The 19,391-nt window shown below is 62.8% G+C and carries 18 protein-coding genes; 7 read left to right on the top strand and 11 right to left on the bottom strand.

What is annotated here, in order from left to right:
* The first annotated feature begins 404 nt into the window (after window positions 1–404).
* From RT460_RS03685 to RT460_RS03675, 3 genes are all read left to right on the top strand, one after another.
* Window positions 405–893, top strand: a complete 489-nt coding sequence (locus RT460_RS03685) for a DUF2846 domain-containing protein (RefSeq protein ID WP_313317222.1) — start codon at window positions 405–407, stop codon at window positions 891–893.
* A 663-nt stretch (window positions 894–1,556) separates the two neighbouring features.
* Complete coding sequence (locus RT460_RS03680) at window positions 1,557–1,919, top strand: VOC family protein (protein WP_313317221.1); 363 nt, start codon at window positions 1,557–1,559, stop codon at window positions 1,917–1,919.
* 78 nt (window positions 1,920–1,997) lie between these two features.
* On the top strand, window positions 1,998–2,264 hold the full coding sequence (locus RT460_RS03675; RefSeq protein WP_313317220.1) for a hypothetical protein: 267 nt from the start codon (window positions 1,998–2,000) through the stop codon (window positions 2,262–2,264).
* A 75-nt stretch (window positions 2,265–2,339) separates the two neighbouring features.
* Here RT460_RS03675 and RT460_RS03670 read toward each other — a convergent pair whose 3' ends face one another.
* From RT460_RS03670 to RT460_RS03655, 4 genes are all read right to left on the bottom strand, one after another.
* Window positions 2,340–3,257, bottom strand: coding sequence for a T6SS immunity protein Tli4 family protein (locus RT460_RS03670; protein WP_313317219.1), 918 nt, complete (start codon window positions 3,255–3,257; stop codon window positions 2,340–2,342).
* A 277-nt stretch (window positions 3,258–3,534) separates the two neighbouring features.
* Window positions 3,535–5,064, bottom strand: a complete 1,530-nt coding sequence (gene proP / locus RT460_RS03665; protein ID WP_313317218.1) for a glycine betaine/L-proline transporter ProP — start codon at window positions 5,062–5,064, stop codon at window positions 3,535–3,537.
* Window positions 5,065–5,366: 302 nt separating this feature from the next.
* A complete protein-coding gene (locus RT460_RS03660) occupies window positions 5,367–5,795 on the bottom strand; it encodes a DUF2809 domain-containing protein (protein ID WP_313317217.1) in 429 nt (142 codons plus the stop codon).
* The gene (locus RT460_RS03655; protein WP_313317216.1) at window positions 5,779–6,333 is read right to left on the bottom strand and encodes a DUF3228 family protein; all 555 of its coding nucleotides are present in this window, start codon (window positions 6,331–6,333) and stop codon (window positions 5,779–5,781) included. Before RT460_RS03655 ends, RT460_RS03660 begins: the two co-directional genes overlap by 17 nt.
* Before the next feature lie 172 nt (window positions 6,334–6,505).
* Here RT460_RS03655 and RT460_RS03650 point away from each other — a divergent pair, with 172 nt between their 5' ends.
* The 3 genes from RT460_RS03650 (at window position 6,506) to RT460_RS03640 (ending at window position 8,854) form a co-directional block, all read left to right on the top strand.
* Complete coding sequence (locus RT460_RS03650; RefSeq protein ID WP_313317215.1) at window positions 6,506–7,258, top strand: hypothetical protein; 753 nt, start codon at window positions 6,506–6,508, stop codon at window positions 7,256–7,258.
* A gap of 89 nt (window positions 7,259–7,347) precedes the next feature.
* The gene (gene metF, locus RT460_RS03645) at window positions 7,348–8,178 is read left to right on the top strand and encodes a methylenetetrahydrofolate reductase [NAD(P)H] (RefSeq protein WP_313317214.1); all 831 of its coding nucleotides are present in this window, start codon (window positions 7,348–7,350) and stop codon (window positions 8,176–8,178) included.
* Window positions 8,179–8,230: 52 nt separating this feature from the next.
* Complete coding sequence (locus tag RT460_RS03640; RefSeq protein WP_313317213.1) at window positions 8,231–8,854, top strand: DUF4124 domain-containing protein; 624 nt, start codon at window positions 8,231–8,233, stop codon at window positions 8,852–8,854.
* Between the two features lie 7 nt (window positions 8,855–8,861).
* On the opposite strand, the gene RT460_RS03635 is transcribed toward RT460_RS03640, so the two are convergent.
* From RT460_RS03635 to RT460_RS03625, 3 genes are all read right to left on the bottom strand, one after another.
* Complete coding sequence (locus RT460_RS03635) at window positions 8,862–9,815, bottom strand: Nudix family hydrolase (RefSeq protein WP_313317212.1); 954 nt, start codon at window positions 9,813–9,815, stop codon at window positions 8,862–8,864.
* A 367-nt stretch (window positions 9,816–10,182) separates the two neighbouring features.
* Window positions 10,183–12,894: a preprotein translocase subunit SecA gene (gene secA, locus RT460_RS03630; RefSeq protein ID WP_313317211.1), complete on the bottom strand. Its 2,712-nt coding sequence runs from the start codon at window positions 12,892–12,894 to the stop codon at window positions 10,183–10,185.
* A gap of 259 nt (window positions 12,895–13,153) precedes the next feature.
* Entirely contained in the window at window positions 13,154–14,104 is a 951-nt protein-coding gene (locus RT460_RS03625; RefSeq protein WP_313317210.1) for a M23 family metallopeptidase, read from the bottom strand.
* A 12-nt stretch (window positions 14,105–14,116) separates the two neighbouring features.
* Between RT460_RS03625 and RT460_RS03620 the strand changes: the two genes are divergently transcribed.
* The gene (locus RT460_RS03620) at window positions 14,117–14,551 is read left to right on the top strand and encodes a DciA family protein (RefSeq protein ID WP_313317209.1); all 435 of its coding nucleotides are present in this window, start codon (window positions 14,117–14,119) and stop codon (window positions 14,549–14,551) included.
* A 223-nt stretch (window positions 14,552–14,774) separates the two neighbouring features.
* Here the strand turns inward: RT460_RS03620 and lpxC are convergent, their stop codons facing one another.
* The 4 genes from lpxC to RT460_RS03600 all read right to left on the bottom strand — a co-directional run bounded on the left by lpxC (window position 14,775) and on the right by RT460_RS03600 (window position 19,382).
* Window positions 14,775–15,686: a UDP-3-O-acyl-N-acetylglucosamine deacetylase gene (gene lpxC, locus RT460_RS03615; RefSeq protein WP_313317208.1), complete on the bottom strand. Its 912-nt coding sequence runs from the start codon at window positions 15,684–15,686 to the stop codon at window positions 14,775–14,777.
* Between the two features lie 286 nt (window positions 15,687–15,972).
* The gene (gene ftsZ, locus RT460_RS03610) at window positions 15,973–17,208 is read right to left on the bottom strand and encodes a cell division protein FtsZ (RefSeq protein ID WP_313317207.1); all 1,236 of its coding nucleotides are present in this window, start codon (window positions 17,206–17,208) and stop codon (window positions 15,973–15,975) included.
* A 213-nt stretch (window positions 17,209–17,421) separates the two neighbouring features.
* The gene (ftsA, locus tag RT460_RS03605) at window positions 17,422–18,657 is read right to left on the bottom strand and encodes a cell division protein FtsA (protein WP_293715136.1); all 1,236 of its coding nucleotides are present in this window, start codon (window positions 18,655–18,657) and stop codon (window positions 17,422–17,424) included.
* Window positions 18,654–19,382 carry a cell division protein FtsQ/DivIB gene (locus tag RT460_RS03600; RefSeq protein WP_313317206.1) on the bottom strand — a complete coding sequence of 243 codons (729 nt, stop codon included), beginning with the start codon at window positions 19,380–19,382 and terminating at the stop codon, window positions 18,654–18,656. Before RT460_RS03600 ends, ftsA begins: the two co-directional genes overlap by 4 nt.
* Between the last annotated feature and the right edge of the window lie 9 nt (window positions 19,383–19,391).

Raw genomic sequence — 19,391 nt, 5'->3', positions numbered from 1 at the left:
GGTGTCTCCTTTGGGAAAACTAACACCTGAGCAGGTTTTCAGTGGGTCATTACAGCAAGTGCCCTGAATTGGGCCAGCTACATCACGCTGGCAGTGGTCATTTGCGCACTTATTCCCTATCTCAAGTTCCTGGTATTCATTGTCCTCACCGTATTTTCAATCAACCTGGTGCGCGACGCAGGCTTCATTTTTTCGCTGTTTGGTCCGCTGCGTAAAAGGTCCACGCCACCGGCAGGCTGATCGCATAGCTGGGATTTTGTTTTAAGCACGACACATTCAGTGACCGCGAGAAAAAGAGCGTCCCGTGTGCACCCATGCGATGTGACCGCATCAGATACAAACGTACTTTCCAAACACCCCCCAATCCGCGGATGAACCAGTCCGCAACCAGGACGTACGCGACAATGAAGCATCTGCCAACTGCAATCCTGATCTCGGCGCTGGCACTGGCACTGGCATCAAGTGGCTGCTCTTCGATAGCAACGATAGACATTCGTAACCCAGACCGTCTGTCCGCAAACGAAACGCGATACCCGGGCAACGCCACCATCTATGTCTTTCGAGGCAGCAACGCGGCTGCCGCCCTTTGGTCATTTCCCGTCGAGATGGACGGAGTAAAAATAGGCTCTGTGCGCCGCGAGACTTATCTCGCCATTCCCGCAAAACCCGGCGCCCACTGGCTGACCACCAAATGCCCTGCGCTATGTGGCATCCCCGGCTTCAAGGCGAACCTGGAAGTAAGTGCAGGCAAGAGCTATTACTTCACCTTCGAACCAGAATATTCATCGACGATGAACTATACGGTGAGCTCCGCAGAACTTCGGCAGATCGACAAACGCTTTGCAGACAGGCTCATTGAGTCCTATGAAATGTCGGAATTGAAGACTGACTAGCCTGCAATTGTCGACGATCAGCGCGGCTTGATTCCGCACCGCGCTGGCGGCAGCGACAGTGTAATTGACAGCCAATTGTTTGCGCGGCGAGCCATCGCATGGTCCGCCGCCCTTTATGCGCTCGCATTGGGGATCACTCATTGATGAAAACCGGTCGAGGATGGCCTCCTTCCAGAGCGCAACGGAATCAGACCAATGAGATCTGATCGCGTGGCTTTGAGCATCCAGCCCGACGAGCCAAGCGGTGGCCATTTTGGCCCAAAGCCAGAAAGACCCTGACACTGCTGGCTGCATCAGCCATCGCAGCATTGTCGGCCACCACGCAGCACTGCGCATGACGACCCGCTCACGGCGGTTCGGAATGAACGTAGTCCATGGCGAACGCGCAGCTTCCCCACGCTTGCCGGGCCGGCGACCAGCAGTCCCTACCGGGTGGTATCCATGCAGACTCCCTGCGCTCCGACCTCCGGCGACGTGCAGTAAATGTTCCCTAGACCGGATTCATCTCCCCCCCGGGATAGGCCGCCGCCTCCGCCACTCCGGTGATACGTGCAAGCGCATGCAAGCAGATGCAGAATGCGTGCAGATGAGATGGGACGCGCAGCGCGGTCTGTTTCGCCCTACCCTGCCATCGCCCTGCTACTTTGATCCATGGAGAGCGCCATGCCGGAACTGACCCATTCCCGTTACACGCTGGCCGTGCTGGATCTGTCACGCTCCACCGACTACTACATGTCGGTGCTTGGCCTGGCGATGGACTTCACTGCCCCCGGCTGGAGCTTCATGTCACGCGGCAGCTTCCGGGTGATGCTGGGCGAATGCACCGATGCGATCCCGCCACAGGCGTTGGGGGATCATTCCTGGTATGGCTACGTCACCGTCTCCGATGCGGCTGCGCTGTACGACGAATACCGGAACGCCGGCGCCGAATTCACGCAGCCACTGGCCGACAAACCCTGGGGTATGCGTGAGTTCGGCATACGCACCGTCGATGGCCACCGGCTGATGTTTGGACAGGAGCTGTAACACGGCGCGATAGTGCAATTGCTGGCACACAGGCTTTCTTTGCAACCAGGCGCAGCATCTGATCAGGGAATCACCCGCATGCAGTGGATTGATGATCTTGAAGTGGAAGCATGGAATACGGTGATAGAAGAGCTGGTGTGGCACCTGCGACACGGGCGCACACCGACCACGATCACCCGCCAGTTTGTCCCCGAGCGCGGTATCGAGTTCCGTTTCAGCGGCGCGGCGCCCAGCTTCCTGGCGATCGCCGATGCATCGCTGGAGCATCACTGGAACGATGCCATCACCATCATTGCCCGCTTCCCCCAGCTCAACGCCACCCGCCTGCATTGCACCGCGGGGTGATTGCAGCAAGCCTGCAGAAGCAAAGCAGCACCTCGCCGCAAGCATGGATGGTTGCACCAGTCCGCAGCTTTGCCCTTAGTCGGCTTCCGGTCGCAGCCGCAGGCTGCGGAGTACCTGTCCCCAGACCTGCACAGCCTCATCATCGTCCTTGAAGCTTGCGGCTGACTCGGTCGACAACTGCAACGACAAGAACGGATGCGTCAGGGATTCGGGCGTCCCCTGGAACTCCCACAGGAAGGAATACGTCGCCCGACCCTTCCCACCGTTACGCAGAAGCAACTCTTGCCCTTCCATATCGCCCAGGACATACGCACCGCTACGCAGGCGCACCGCCTGCGCAGGGAGCCCTCGAACACGGTCCAACAGCGGCGCGTCCGGCGCGCCGATTACCCGCGACATCAACGTCACCCGGGCAGCAGGGTGCCCCAGTGGAGAGAGTGCGATGGTCACTTCCTCGCTGTTGATCCGCTCCCCGGCAATGAAGCCGGAGTCAATGCAGAATCCCGGTTCGGTCGGCACGGCCATTGGATCACGGTAGCGCAGCCGCTGGCGCAGGCCACGGTAGTTTTCGACTGCACCGGCGAGCTTTGCGGCATCGGTTTCGCCGGCGACCACGAACACCTGTTGATGGTCCGGCTCGAATACATACAACTGTTGGCGATGACCGGCGCGACTGCTGTCGGAGAGCCAGGACGTGAGCAATACGGCGTCATCATCGATCTGCACGGTGCTCACCAACATCGGAGCACCACTGCGATGCCGAGCCGTCCGCAAGTCGGCTTCACGCGCTGCCAGCATCTGCTGGAAATGTGAGCGGTCCACGTTCCGCTGCGTTGTCACCGTCTTGCGCGCATACACATAGCCGGGATGCAGGTCCGCCACCTGGGACGCATCGATCAGGAAACGGCCAACGCACAGCGGTGCGGTACTGGCACGCTCCTTTGTCGGTGCTGCGCCGGCGTCAACGACCAGACCGAGCAACAGAAGAAACATGATGCCCGGTAATGCTTCCCGTCGCCAGCAACGTCCAAGGATCATGTCCATTCCATTGTCGTCCATAGCCCCCCTTCGAGATGTTCCCCCAGCACCGCAATACGGCAGCAGCAACGCGATCAACGTCTGCGCCAGCGCCGATGGTAAGCGGAAACCCGTCAACCTGCCGGCAGTGATGATCCCGCTGGACGCCCCGCCCCCTTGATGATCCGGGCTGTCGCCGCACCTCGCGACGACAAAGCGATGCCGGCCGTTCAAGGCCGGCACCACGCGGCTGTCACACCAGGTCCGGATGGCGTTCCACCAACACCTGCTTGCGGCTTTCCAGCTCGGACAACTTGGCTTGCAGGTCGCTGATCTCGCCATCCAGCTCCTCCACGCTCGCTTCGATATGGTCGTATGCCTGCTGCAGCAACTCGCGCGCTTCACGTCGATTGGACGCGTTGGGCGTATCGCCACGCATCGGCCGGTTGGCGGTCTCGCGCATGAAGTAGGCCGTGACCAGGCCAATGGCTGCCACCACCATCAGGTAGTAGGCCGGCATCATCAGGTTGTCCGTCGCCTCGACCAGCCAGGCGGCTGCCGTCGGGGTAACGCCGGCAATGATCACCGAGATATTGAAGGCCGTCGCCAGCGCGCTGTAACGCACACGGGTCGGGAACATCGCCGGTAGCGTCGATGCCATCACCCCGATCAGGCAGTTCAACAGCACGGCCAGCAACAGCAGGCCGACAAAGATCCAACCGATGTTGCCGCTGGTAATCAGATGGAACGCGGGGATCGCCGCAACCAGCAGACCAAGGCTGCCCGCTGCGATGAACGGGCGCCGGCCGATGCGGTCACTGGCCATGCCGACGAAGGGCTGCACGAACAACATGCCCACCATCACCACGATGATGATCAGTACACCGTGATCTTCCGAGTAATGCAGGTTGTGCGACAGGTAGGTGGGCATATAGGTCAGCAACATGTAATAGGTCACATTGGTGACCAGCACGATGCCAACGCAGATCAGCAGCGAACGCCAGTACTTGCTGACAATTTCCTTGAGGGAAATCCGCGGGGCACCGCCAATCGCGTCCTGGTCCTCCTTCTCCATGCGTTCAAGCTGCTCGGTGAAGGCCGGCGTCTCCTCGGCGGCATGACGCAGGTAAAGCCCGATCAAGCCCAACGGCGCCGCCAGGAAGAAGGGAATGCGCCAGCCCCATTCAAGGAACTGCTGTTCGCCAACGATACTGCTGAGCAGGACCACCACACCGGCGCCTGAGACAAAGCCAATGATGGAACCGAAGTCCAGCCAACTGCTCAGGAAGCCGCGCCGGCGATCAGGTGCGAACTCTGCAACGAACACGGCGGCGCCCGTGTACTCGCCGCCCACGGAAAAGCCCTGCGCCAGTTTGCACAGCAGCAACAGGATGGGCGCGAGGATGCCGATGCTTTCATAGGACGGGATCAGGCCGATGCAGAACGTACTGATTGCCATCAGGATGATCGTCGCCGAGAGCACCTTCTGCCGACCAAAACGGTCCCCCATCACCCCGAAGAACACGCCGCCCAGCGGACGCACCAGGAATGGCACCGAGAACGTAGCCAGCGCGGCGATGGTCTGGACACTGGGCGAAGCATCGGGAAAGAAGACCTTGCCCAACGCATACGCGACAAAGCCATAGACGCCGAAGTCAAACCATTCCATGGCGTTGCCAAGGGCAGCGGCAGTCACTGCCTTCTTTACCTTGGCCTTGTCGATGACGGTGATATCGCCGATCTGGAGCGGCGTATTTCGATTAGTGGAATCATCTGCAGACATGCAGGACCAATCCTCCCGAGTTGGATGGATACGTGCACGGACATGCGGGAAAACCCGGCGCATGCCGATAGGCGCACGAATGAATGACCCGCGGCAGGGCCGCAGGAACGGTCGGGGACAGAAAGAACCGGAGCAGTACCGGAAAGGCGCGATGCCAGGCTGTCCAGGTACCCACAGGCGATGGCCTTGCATGCAATGCAGCGGGATACCAAGCCCATCAAGGTTAACGGAAGTGCCGTTAAGAAGACTTAAAGAGTCGACAACGCGCCGCCTGAACAGGTGTGACGCGTTATTTCGTGCCGCTATCTACGAGAAAGTTCAGCGCTATTGCGCAGGAAAACCAGCCCCGCCATCAATCCGCAGCCCACTGCATAGCACTCAATATCGGCCCAGGAGAATGTGTTGCCGATGACGGTGTGCATCAGGTCGCCGCGCACATAACCCAAGCGCTCGGCCAGCGAGAAGTACTGCGCGAACTCGATGGCACAGGCAAACAGGAACACGCACAGCAAGACCACGTAGTCGTTGATGTGGAGCACGCAACGCACGGCCGCGTACAGCAGCACCACTACCAGCACATCGCCAAGATAGGCGCGCACCCATACGACATGCGACAGGCGCGTGGCGATGATCACTTCAGCAACAAACACCGCCAATGCCAGCAGCAGGTAATGGCGATTGAACGCCCAACGCACCGCCGGTGCAGCACCCGCTTCAACGCCAGTTTGCATTTGCTTCCCAGAACGCCACTGCACGCCGATAGGCCTCACGATCAATCGGCACGCCCGACCCCCCTTCTTCCACACCCAACGCATTGCGCATCATGGTGATCGGAGCCATGGGGATTTCCTCTGGACTGGCCGTGTAAAGGCAACCCACGACACCCCAATCGGCTTCGATCGGCGAGCCTTCCTTCGCCAGCTGCTCGCGGCTGTAGAGGATCACGACCAGGTAATTGGCCACCGGCGCCTGCACACCTTCAAACCAGCGCACCAACACCGGCAGCTCGTCGCGGTTGCGCGCCTCGTAGCCGGAACGTAGCAGGTGCCGGTTTTCGTCGTTGACGGGGATGGTCAGGCAACGGGTGCTGGTCCAGTTGCGATAGACATGCAACTTGCAGAACGGCGCGTAGCCATCCAGCACGCGATCTGCGGCATTCTCGTTCAAGTACTGCTCGAACTGTTCGGCAGTGCAATCCTGGATGGTGTTGGGACGCGGTGCGCGCGGAAACAAGCGTGGGCGGGCAAAGGGCGTCAGGTAGATGGACATCATCGGTTCCGGCGAAGACTGGACGGCATTGTCGACGATGACCGCCGTTGCGCCTACCACCTGCGCGCAGCACGCATCAGCCCGCCAGACGATAAACGGCCGTCAGCACTCCAACGGCATTACGACAGCGGTGCCCGGACAGTAGCGGCAACAGACCTGCGAGTACCCACCCATGTCCCCTTCCGCCGCCATCAACAAGGTCCCGGCCATCACCCTTGGCTTCTGGGTCATCAAGATCCTGGCTACAACCTTGGGCGAAGTGGGCGGTGATGCCGTCACCATGTCGATGAACCTGGGATACCTGGTGGGCACGGCCTTGTTCGCCACCGTCTTCATCATCGCAGTACAGGCCCAGATCCGTGCGCGCAGCTTCCAGCCCTGGATCTATTGGGCGGCGATCATCGCCAGCACAACCGTCGGCACTACCTTGGCCGACCTGGTGGATCGCTCGCTTGGCTTGGGCTACAGCGGCGGCACGACCTTGTTGTTGACGCTGTTGCTGCTGACCCTGTGGAGCTGGCAGCGCACCACGGGCAGCGTTTCGGTGAGCAGTATCTCCTCACCGCGCGATGAGGCTTTCTATTGGCTGACCATCACGTTCTCACAGACGCTGGGCACCGCCCTGGGAGACTGGGCGGCGGACACCCAGGGCTTGGGGTATGCGGGCGGCATTGCGGTTTTTGCCGGCCTGCTCGCCTTGGTGGCACTGCTGTACTGGCGTAGCCAGATTTCGCGAACCGTGTTGTTCTGGCTGGCGTTCATCCTGACCCGCCCCTTGGGCGCCGTGGTCGGCGACTTCCTCGACAAGCCACTGGACCATGGCGGGTTGGCGCTGAGCCGTTACAGCGGCTCCCTGGTGCTGTTGTTGGCCATCGTGGCATGCATTGCGCTGCTGCCGCAGCGGCCAGCCCGGCAAGCGCACTAGGCCGATGGCGCGGTCACGCCTGAAACCATTGCACATCCATCTTGATGGAGAGATATAATGCCCAGCAACCCGCCCTGCCCGGCTGCCCCATGACTGCTATCAGCTTCGAGTTCTATCCGCCCAAAACCGACGACCAACGCACCCAGCTGGACCGCACAGCCGCCAAGCTGAAGGCGCATGCCCCGGAGTACGTGTCCTGTACCTTTGGCGCCGGTGGCTCGACGCTGAGCTATACGTCCGAGACCGTGCGCCATCTCAACCAGCACCACGGGCTGCAGGCGGCACCGCACTTGTCCTGCGTGGGTGGCACCCGCGAGGAAATCCGCGAACTGCTCAAGCTGTATCGCGCGATCGGCGTCAAACGCATCGTCGCGCTGCGTGGCGACCTTCCCTCCGGCATGGGCTTTCCTGGCGACCTGCGCTATGCCTCCGAACTGATCAGCTTCATCCGCGCCGAGCACGGCGATGCCTTCCGCATCGAAGTAGGCGCCTATCCGGAAACCCACCCTCAAGCCAATGATGCGCTGGCAGACCTGCGCCACTTCAAGACAAAAATCGATGCTGGCGCCGACGCGGCGATCACCCAGTATTTCTACAACGCCGATGCGTATTTCCACTTCGTTGATGCGGTCGGCAAGCTTGGGGTTGATGTGCCGATCATTCCGGGCGTCATGCCGATTTCCAATTTCAGCCAGTTGCGGCGCTTTTCGGAGCAATGTGGTGCGGAGATCCCGCGCTGGATAAGCAAGCGCATGCAGGCCTACGGTGACGATGCCGAGTCGGTACGCGACTTCGGCGCCGATGTGGTGGCCTCGCTGTGCGACCGCCTGATCGCCGGTGGCGCGCCTTCGTTGCACTTCTACACGCTCAACCTGGCCAAGCCGACCAATGCCGTGCTGCAACGCCTTGGTCGCGGCTGAACACGTACATTCGTCACACCCGGGTTGCGGGGGCAACCGCTACCCTTGTCGCATGCGAATCGTTTTGGCCCTACTGCTGTGCGCTGGCGCCCTGCTTGCCCCTGCCGCGCAGGCACAGAAGATCAATCGTTGCACCAATGCCCAGGGCCAGACCGTTTATGGCGACAAGCCCTGCGAGTCGATGGGCGCGCGTGCACGACTGTTGTCCACGCCACGGGCCGCCGGCAGCGCGGGGCTTTACCGCGACAGTTGCGCACGCCGGCTCAGTGAAGTGGTTGGGCTGATCCAAAGCGCAAGCGAGGCGCGCGATCCCAACCGGCTGTCGAGCATCTACATGTGGACGGGCCTGTCCAACGCGGCCGCAACGCGGGTAATGGACCGACTGGATGAAATCGTGCAACGCCCGCTGCTGGATATCGCGCCGGTGTTTCCCGAGCCGCCAGCCTACGAGCCGGCAGCCACCCTGCCCTTCACCTATACCGACGGCACGCCGGTGGAACCTGCTGCGGCAGAGGGTGCCGATACCAGCGAGTACAGCCCGCCGCCGCCCGCGCAGTACGCCCCGCGCCGCCCGGTGGCCCTGCGTCTTGAACAAACCCTGCCACGCAGCAACACGCCTACCCGCACGGTCTTCCACCTGCGCAGGCAATACAACTGCTTCTGGATAAGCCTGTAAGCCTGGCTCAGGCCGGCTGCAGCGCGGGCCACAGGCTGCGGATGGCCGCTACCCCCAACGCGCCATGGCGCCTTGCGGTAAGCACGTCCTCGGGCGTCATGCCGCCGATGGCATAGATCGGCAGCGATATACGTTCGCGCAGTTGTTCAAACCCGCTCCATCCCAGTGGCGTTGCATCAGGATGGCTGGCCGTGGCCTGCACCGGCCCCAGCACCGCGAAATCGCAGCCCAGCCGCTGCGCTGCCTGCAACTGCGCCAGGTCATGGCAGGATGCGGCCACCGGTTGGGATTGGGGCAAGGGCCGCGCCTCCAACTGCAGCAATTGCTCACCGCCCAGGTGCACGCCCACCCCCAACTCCCGGGCAAGGTCGATATCGCGATTGAGCAGCAGCTCGGCCTGGCGGCCAAAGCGCTGCACTGCCTCGCGGGCAAGCGCCACACGATCAGGCGCCGCCGGGGTGCGTAGCTGGACGCGGTGCAGACCGGCATCGATGGCGGTTTCCAGCCCTGCCAGCCACGCCTGCGTGTCACCTGCGACGTCGGGGGTAATCAGGTAGCGGTCGGGCTGGTGCAGGGCGGCGACCACCGGCAGGTCGGCCGGTGGCATCGAGTACCGCCCCAGCTTGTCCGCTGCGACCCAGGTGATGGCCTGTCCTTCCCGACCGCGTGCGGTGCCCTTCCATTGCCGCACCATGCGCACTTCCAGGCGCAGGCGCTTGTCCGGGTACAACTGCGGTACCTCCATCACCCACTCGCCGATCTCGGCCTCGATCCCCAGTTCTTCCTGGAGCTCGCGCACCAGCGCCTGTTCGGAACTCTCACCGGGCTCACGCTTGCCCCCCGGGAATTCCCATAGCCCGGCCATATCGCTGTCGCCGGTGCGACGGTTGAGAAGGATGCGGCCGCGCGCGTCGGTGATGACGGCGGCGACCACGTGGATTGAGCGTGAAGGAGAAGTCATGCCCCCGAGAATGCCGAAAACCGTACTACCAGCGCAATCTTTCCGTGGGGCATTGGAGAGGCGACTGGCCGGCTGCCGCGCGGTCCTGCCATCAGGCAAAAAAGCCCTGTAGTGCCGAGCCATGCTCGGCATAGCCATCCATGGGCCAAGCGCTGCCGGTAAAGCCCCTGACGAGCAGGGCTCGGCACTACCGGGAGGCACTCTCGGGCTTGGGCTGGCATCTTTGGGAAGGCCTCTGCCGAGCATGGCTCGGCACTACCGGAAGGCCCTCTTGGGCTTGGGCTGGCATCGCTGGGGAAGGCCCTGCCGGGCATGGCTCGGCACTACGAAGGCAAAGAAAAACCCCGCCGGAGCGGGGTTTTCCTGATCAGCTCAGCTGGCCGTGGCAGTGCTTGTACTTCTTGCCGCTGCCGCAGGGGCACGGATCGTTGCGGCCAACCTTGGGCTCGTTGGCCTGGTTGACTACGTCCGCCGCTTCCTCGTCGGCGCTGTAGCCGCCGTTGTCCTGGTGCTGGAACTGGGACATCTGCAGGCGCGCTTCGGCCTGCTGGCGCTCCAACTGCTCCATTGCCGCCACTTCTTCCTCGCTGCGCACGCGCACGCGCGACAGCATGGTGATCACTTCGCGCTTGACGTTTTCCAGCATGTCCGAGAACAGTTCGAAGGCTTCCTTCTTGTACTCCTGCTTGGGCTGCTTCTGCGCATAACCACGCAGGTAGATGCCCTGGCGCAGGTAGTCCATGCGGGCCAGGTGTTCCTTCCAGCTCTGGTCGAGCACGGTCAACATGACGTGCTTCTCCAGGGCGCGCATGGTTTCGGCGCCAACGGCCGCTTCCTTCTGCGCGAAGTGCTGGTCCATGTGCTCGGCAACCTTCTGCGCGATGCCTTCAGCGTCCAGCTCTTCGTGCGCCTTGACCAGGCCCACCACGTCCATCTCCACACCCAGCTCGCCTTCGAGCGTCGCCTGCAGGCCCGGCAGGTCCCACTGCTCGTCCACCGAGTTCGGCGGCACGAAGCGGCCGACCAGGTCATAGATCACGTCGCCGCGGATACCGTCGATGTTTTCCTGCACCGACTCGGCGTCAAGCAGTTCATCGCGCTGGCCGTAGATCACCTTGCGCTGATCGTTGTTGACGTCGTCGAAGTCGAGCAGGTTCTTGCGGATGTCGAAGTTGTGCGCTTCCACCTTGCGCTGCGCCTTCTCGATCTGACGGCTGACCATACGGTCTTCGATGACGTCGTCTTCCTTCATGCCCATCATGCGCATCGCCTTCTGCACCCAGTCAGAGGCGAAGATGCGCATCAGGTTGTCTTCCAGCGACAGGTAGAAACGGGACGAACCCGGGTCACCCTGACGACCGGAACGGCCGCGCAGCTGGTTATCGATACGACGCGATTCATGGCGCTCGGTGCCGACGATGTGCAGGCCGCCAGCGGCCTTGACCGCCTCATGACGCTCCTGCCATGCCGCCTTCGCGGCAGCCTTCTGCGCGTCGCTGGCGTCTTCGCCCAGCTCGTGCAGTTCGGTTTCCAGCGAACCACCGAGCACGATGTCGGTACCACGGCCAGCCATGTTGGTGGCGATGGTGACCGAACCCGGGCGACCGGCGTTGGCAACGATGGTCGCTTCGCGGTCATGCTGCTTGGCGTTGAGCACTTCGTGCTTCACACCTGCCTTGCGCAGGTGCTCGGAGAGCATCTCCGAGGTTTCGATCGAGGTGGTACCCACCAGCACCGGCTGGCCGCGCTTGGCGCATTCTTCGATGTCCGCCAGCACCGCGTTGAACTTGCCCTTGCGGTTGAGGAACACCTGGTCCGGGTAGTCCTTGCGCACGGTCGGCTTGTTGGTCGGGATGACCAGCACTTCCAGGCCGTAGATGCTCTGGAACTCGAACGCTTCGGTATCGGCCGTACCGGTCATGCCGGACAGCTTCTTGTACATGCGGAACAGGTTCTGGAAGGTGATGCTGGCCAGCGTCTGGTTCTCACGCTGTACCGGCACGCCTTCCTTCGCTTCCACCGCCTGGTGCAGGCCGTCGGACCAGCGGCGGCCGGCCAGGGTACGGCCGGTGAATTCATCGACAATGACCACTTCGCCGTCGCGCACGATGTAGTCCACGTCACGCTGGTAGATGGCGTGCGCGCGCAGTGCGGCATTGAGATGGTGGACGACGGTAAGGTTCTGCGCGGCGTACAGGCCGTTGTCGTTGTCGGCGCCGATGATGCCGGCTTCGCGCAACAGCTCTTCGGCGTGCTCCATGCCCGCTTCGGACAGGAAGACCTGCTTGCCCTTCTCATCGACCCAGTAGTCGCCCTCGCCTTCCTCGGTTTCCTGCTTGATCAGGCTGGGCACCACGCGGTTGACGCGGATGTACAGCTCCGGGGAATCATCGGCCGGGCCGGAGATGATCAGCGGGGTACGCGCTTCGTCGATCAGGATGGAGTCGACTTCGTCGACGATGGCGTAATGCAGGCCGCGCTGGTAGCGGTCGGCCTTGGTCAACGCCATGTTGTCGCGCAGGTAGTCGAAACCGAATTCGTTGTTGGTACCGTAGGTGATGTCGCTGCCGTAGGCTTCGCGCTTGTCACTGTGCGGCATGCCCGGATAGACCACGCCAACGCTCAGGCCCAGCCAGTTGTAGAGCTTGCCCATCTGCGCCGAGTCGCGACGTGCCAGGTAGTCATTGACCGTGACCACGTGCACGCCCTTGCCTTCCAGCGCGTTGAGGTAGACCGGCAGCGTCGCTACCAGGGTCTTGCCCTCACCGGTACGCATTTCGGCGATCTTGCCCAGGTGAAGCACCATGCCGCCGATCAGCTGCACGTCGTAATGGCGCATGCCCAGCACGCGCTTGGAAGCTTCGCGACAGACCGCAAAGGCTTCCGGCAACACCTTGTCCAAGGCTTCGCCGCCAGCGATGCGCTCACGGAATTCCGGGGTCTTGGCCTTGAGCTGGTCGTCGGAGAGCTTCTGCATCTCCGGTTCCAAGGCATTGATCTTGGCGACGATACGGTTGAGCTGGCGCAGCTGGCGCTCGTTACGGCTGCCAAAAACGCGGGTAAGCAGGCTGTTGATCATTGAAGGAACCGGTTTGAATGAAATGCCGTGCGACCTGGCTCCCCCCCTGGGTTCACCGGTCGCAAACGAAACAGGGCGCAATGCGCCCTGTCGATGGCAACGCCTATTGTAGCTTGGGGCGGACGTCGGGGTTTCAAGCGTCCATCAACAAGTCAGCCTGCACTGACCTGCCGGCGCCGGTCAAACTGCCTTGACCGGGGCCTCGCAGCCGGTGTGTGCCACGGGTCAGCCGCGGCTGACCCGGCCTACCGGATAGGGATCAGCCGCGACTGACCCGGCCTACCGGGGTGTTGCCACCCTCGCCCAGGAACTTGCGCGGGTTCATGACCTGGCCGTTCTGCCAGACTTCGAAGTGCACATGGGCCCCGGTGGAACGGCCCGTGGAACCGGCCTTGGCCACTTCCTGGCCCGCACGGACCAGGCCGCCTTCACGCACGCTCAGGCGCGAGTTATGGGCGTACAGGGTCTTATAGCCATTGCCGTGGTCGATCTCGACCACGTTGCCGTAACCGCCCTTCACGCCGGAGAAGCTGACCACGCCATCGGCCACGGCCAACACCGGATCACCGACACGGGCGTGGAAGTCCATGCCCTTGTGGTTGCCTACACCGCGACCGAACGGATCGGCACGGCCGCCGAAGCTGGAGGTGACGTAGGTGTTGCTGATCGGCATGCGCGACGGCACGGCGTTCTGCTCAAGCTGGTGATCGAACAGCAGCGATTCGAGCACCGACAACTGACGGCCTGAAGCAGCAAAGCGCTGCTCCAGCACCTGTAAGTCAGCGTTTACCGCGCTGACCGGGATATCCTGGGTCGGGCCGGGCTCACCTTCACCCATACCCGGCGTTTCCTGGAAATCGAACTCGCCGTCCTGCAGCTTGCCCATCTGGGTCAAGCGCTCGCCCAAGGCGTTGAGGCGGGTGGCCTGGGCCTGCAGTTCACCAAGGCGGGCAGACAGTGCGTTGACCTGGGTCTGCGCGTCGGCGCGCACCTTGGCCAGTTCCTGCTCCTGGTGATCAACCTTGGCCTGCAGTGCCGAATCACCGACCATGCCGATGGCCAGGCTCAACGCCACACCCATCAGACAGCCCAGCCCCAGTACGCTACCCAGCAATGCACGAGGACGATCCTCGAAATACATCTGAACGCGTGCGAGCGGCGTCTTGGCCTTCTGTTCACGCGTTTTGATTACGATCTTTTTGAATGTCATTGAAGAATTCTTATGTCTGAGCCGAAATCCAGCGTTCGTTCCCGCTCCGCGCCCAAACAGGCGCTGGAAGCAGCAATGGCGGACAAAGCAGGAAACCCGTTGCGCCGTGCCCTGTGGCTCGATGCGATGGACCGGCAGTTGCGCCCCCATTTGCCGCCGGCGCTGGCAAACCGTTGCCGGTTGGCCAATGTGGACGGCGAACACCTCGTTTTTCTCGTCGAATCGCCGGTGTGGCATGCCAAGGTAAGGCTTGCCGAAAGCCAGCTGATCGACGCGGCCCGATCCATCGGGCTGAAGGCCACCCGGGTGACCGTCAAGACTGCGACCGCGCCCCCGCACTCCCCAGTGCGTAATGACCAGCGCAGCTCCGCAGTATCGGACGCGACGCATAAAGGTCTGCGCGACGCCCTGGCTGCCCTCGAGGATGTGAAGCCCTCACGTTCCTGAGACCACCGGCCCCCCCTGTGGGCGCCGGCACCGCCGGATCTGGAAGACCCAAAGCAGGAAGCCGGCACGAATCCTATCTGTGGATTGCGACCGGGGAGTTAGTCTTTTGTTAATTTTGAGTTAAATTCAGACTTGAACCCACATAGGGTTCACAGTTTGATCACGCAGCACTGAACCGCCTTGCTGGCAGTCCGGTTCTCTTACGAGCGATGCGAGATTTATCTCAGGTGTAGGCGGGAATGCCGTAGACCACCGGATCAGCAGCGACCGGCGACTCGTAACTGGCCCATTCCCAGGCACTCTGGTCGGCCAGCAGGGCACGCACCAGCTTGTTGTTGAGCGCATGGCCGGATTTGAAACCCTCGTATGCGCCCAACACCTGGCCGCCGGCCAGGTAAAGGTCGCCGATGGCGTCCAGGATCTTGTGGCGCACGAACTCGTCGGCGTACCGCAGGCCGTCATCGTTCAGCACGCGGAACTCGTCCAGCACGATGGCATTGTCCATCGAGCCGCCCAGGCCAAGGTTGCGCTCACGCATGTACTCCAGATCGCGCATGAAGCCAAAGGTGCGCGCGCGGGAGATTTCCTTGATGTAGGCCGCAGTGGAGAACTCGATCTCGGCGCGCGACTGCTTGGCCGGGATCATCGGGTGATCGAACTGGATGGTGAAGCCCAGCTTGTACCCTTCATAGGGATCAAAACGGGCGACCTTGTCGCCTTCACGCACTTCCACCGTCTTGAGTACCCGCAGGAAGCGCTTGGCGGCGTCCTGCTCGACGATGCCTGCCGATTGCAGCAGGAACACGAACGGGCCGGAGGAACCATCCATGATCGGCAGCTCGGCCGAGGACAGCTCGACGATGGCGTTGTCCACGCCCAGGCCAGCCAACGCCGACATCAGGTGCTCGACGGTCTGGATCTTGGCGCCTTCGCAGGTCAGGCCGGTACACAGGGTGACCTCGGTGACCAGTTCCGCCTTGGCCGGCACTTCCACTACCGGGTCAAGGTCCACGCGCCGGAACACGATGCCATGGTTAACCGGCGCAGGGCGCAGGGTCATATAGACCTTGTCACCGCTGTGCAGGCCGACGCCGGTGGCGCGGATCGTGTTCTTGAGGGTGCGTTGCTGGATCATGGGCTCAAACCGGATAAGCCGCGCATGCGCGGCCAGGGACAAACAAGAATAACACGCGTTAACACACGGCCCCGGACCCCGGGAGTCAGGACTCCCTGCCCTTGTTCAGGCCGGAAAATGTCGCCGGGCCGGTCCTGGCCCGGCGACAAAGGACATGGGTATTGCCCGTCAGGGTGGACAGCCCTGACGTTGTAGTGCCAACCGCGCGCGACGGCCCGGCCGACCCACGCTGCCGTTACCGGTCAGCGTCGGGTCGCGCCTGCTGCCGTCATCGCGGACGGTCCGATCAGTCCGCCTGGCGGCGCAGGAACGCCGGGATATCCAGGTAGTCGCTCGGCAACTCGGCGGCTGCGGCGGTCGAGGACGACGCAGCCGGGCTGGACGCCGCAGCGGTATCGGCGCTCGGACGACGCAGGCCCATGCCCAGGGAGTTGCCGACGGCCTTGGCCACGGCATCGGCCGGGCTTTCGTAGTCGCCGAACTCGGCCTGGCCGGTGGTGGCGTTGCGGACCAGCTTGATCGGTGCACGCTCGCCCGGACGCTGTGCGTTCTTGGCAACGGCGCGGTTCAGGCCGGTGGCAACCACGGTCACGCGCACTTCGTCCTGCATGTCCGGGTCGAGCACGGTACCCACCACCACGGTGGCGTCTTCGGAGGAGAAGCCTTCGATGGTGCGGCCGATCTCGTCGAACTCGCTCATGGTGAAGTCCGGGCCGGCGGTGATGTTGACCAGGATGCCGTTGGCACCGGCCAGGTTCACGTCGTCCAGCAGCGGGTTCTGGATGGCGGCTTCGGCAGCGGCCTGAGCGCGGTCATCACCACGCGCGGTGCCGGTGCCCATCATTGCCAGGCCCATTTCCGACATCACGGTGCGCACGTCGGCGAAGTCGACGTTGATCAGGCCCGGACGCACGATCAGGTCGGCGATGCCCTGCACGGCGCCCTGCAGCACATCGTTGGCAGCACGGAAGGCCTGCACCATGGTGGCATTGCGGCCAAGCACGGTGATCAGCTTTTCGTTCGGGATGGTGATCAGCGAATCGACGTGCTGGCTCAGCTCCTCGATGCCCTTCAGCGCCACCTGCATGCGGCGACGGCCTTCGAACGGGAACGGCTTGGTGACCACGGCCACGGTCAGGATGCCCATTTCCTTGGCCAGCTGCGCCACCACCGGCGCAGCGCCGGTACCGGTGCCACCGCCCATGCCAGCGGTGATGAACACCATGTCCGCGCCCTGCAGGGCGTCCATGATGCGCTCACGGTCTTCCAGTGCGGCCTGGCGGCCGACTTCCGGGTTGGCGCCTGCGCCCAGGCCCTTGGTTACGTTGGTACCCAGCTGCAGCTGCAGCTTGGCGCCACAATTCTTGATGGCCTGCGAGTCAGTGTTGGCGGTGATGAATTCCACGCCATCCACGCTGCTGTTGACCATGTGCGCCACGGCGTTGCCGCCACCGCCGCCCACGCCAACGACCTTGATCACCGCGTTCGGTGCCATCTTTTCAATCAGTTCGAAATGCGCCATGTCCATGTCCTCTCTAATGCCGTGATTGGGTCGAGCGTTGGGAAGAATCCTTCTCCTGCTGCGCCCACCCGCACCGGCGAGTTGTTTTAGGTTTGCCGCCAGGGCTACCCCTGTACGGTGGTTGTTGCTTGCTTCAATGACTGCGTTACTGCACTTCGTATTGCCTTACTGCTTGCCCTTCTGACTGCCTCACTGCCCTGCCACTGGTTCCGCTCAGAACTCGCCGCGGAACCAATTCTTCAATTTGTTGAACATGCTGCCGGCGCGCCCGGTAGGCAGCGACGGGCGGCGCGGGTGTTCGATCTGGCTGCCCATCAGCAGCAGGCCCACGCCGGTGGCATGGACCGGGTTGCCCACCACTTCGCCCAGGCCGGTGACGTGCTGCGGAATGCCCACGCGTACCGGCATCTGCAGCATTTCCTCGGCCAGCTCGACCACACCTTCCATCTTTGAAGCGCCACCGGTCAGCACCACACCGGCACGCACCATTTCCTCGAAACCGGAACGGCGCAGTTCGGCCTGCACCATCTCGAAAATTTCTTCGTAACGGCCCTGCACCGCCTGCGCCAGCGAGTGACGCGGCATGCGGCGCGGCGGACGGTCACCGACCGACGGCACCTGGATGCTTTCTTCCGCCGTTGCCAGCTGCGCCAGCGCACAGGCGTAACGCACCTTGATCTGCTCCGCTTCCGGGGTCGGCGTGCGCAGCATGTGGGCGATGTCGTTGGTGACGTGGTCGCCGGCGATCGGCAGCGATGCGGTATGGCAGATCGCGCCCTGGATGAACACCGCGATATCGGTGGTACCTGCGCCGATATCGACCATCACCACGCCGAGCTCACGCTCATCGGCGGTCAGCACCGCCACGCTGGAGGCCAGCGAGGACAGCACCAGGTCGTCCACCTGCAGACCGCAGCGCTGCACGCACTTGCTGATGTTGGCCGCGGCCGACTGCGCGCACACGACGAGATGGGCATGGATCTCCAGGCGCACGCCGGTCATGCCGACCGGATTGCGGATGCCTTCCTGCGAATCGTCCAGCACGTACTCGCGCGGGATCGCATGCAGGATCTTCTGGTCGGCGGGGATGGCGACGGCCTTGGCCGCTTCCAGCACGCGGTCCAGGTCGCCCCAGCTCACTTCACCTTCGCGGATCGGAGTAATGCCCTGCGAATTGCGGCACTGCACGTGGTTGCCGGAAATCGACGCGTACACCGAACGGATCTCGCAGCCGGCCATCAGCTCGGCTTCCTCGATGGCACGCTGGATCGACTGCACGGTCGATTCGATGTCGACCACCACGCCGCGCTTGAGGCCGCGCGATTCATGCGAACCGATGCCGATGACTTCGATCGGGCTGCCCGGCGAGTACTCGCCCACCAGCGCCACCACCTTGGAGGTGCCGATATCGAGGCCGACGATCAGCGATTTATCACCCTTGCGATTCATGTCCTGTCCTGCGTCTGCTTTGTTGCCGGCGGCGGGGTTCCCCAGCTCAGCGTGAAACCATTGGTATAGCGGAGGTCGGCGCGCACGATCGGCACCTGGGTGCGGGTCAGCTGCGGCAGCACACGGACAAAGCGGCTCAAGCGCGAACGCGCGTCACTGCGACCGACGATGACTTCGGTGCCGTTGTCCAGCGCCAGCGACCAGCTGCCGCGTGCATCCATCGCGACCTTGTGCACGTCCACGCCAGCCGGCGCGAACAGGGCACGGGAATCGTTGTAGAGCTCGACCACTTCGGTGGTCATTCCATCGGGGCCGTCCAGTTCGGGCAGCGGGGCGTCTTCCAGGCCATGCGGCACGGCAAACAGTCGTCCCTGCTCCGACAGCAGGCGATCCTTGCCCCAGCGAGCGAACGGCTTGTGCTCGACGATGGTCACTTCCAGCACATCCGGCCACTGCTTGCGGACCTGCGCGCTCTCCACCCACGGCAGCTTTTCCACCGCCGACTGTGCGTCCTGCAGCTTCACCGCGAAGTAGCCGGAACGTGCATAGGGCAGCAAGGTCTTCTGCAGCTGCTCGGCCGGCACCCGCTTGAACTCGCCATGCACGCGCAACTTGGCGAGCGGCCAGCGTTCGGTGCCCACCCAGCCGTTGAGCACTGCCACCACCGGCAATGCCACCAGGGCAATGGCCAGCAACCAGGCAAGCATGCGCAGGACCGCGTTCATCGCGCGCCC

This window comes from Stenotrophomonas sp. (genome assembly GCF_032061965.1).
Lineage (GTDB): Bacteria > Pseudomonadota > Gammaproteobacteria > Xanthomonadales > Xanthomonadaceae > Stenotrophomonas.
Note: the sequence above shows the minus strand (reverse complement) of the source record. Positions and strands in the feature narration are given on the sequence as shown.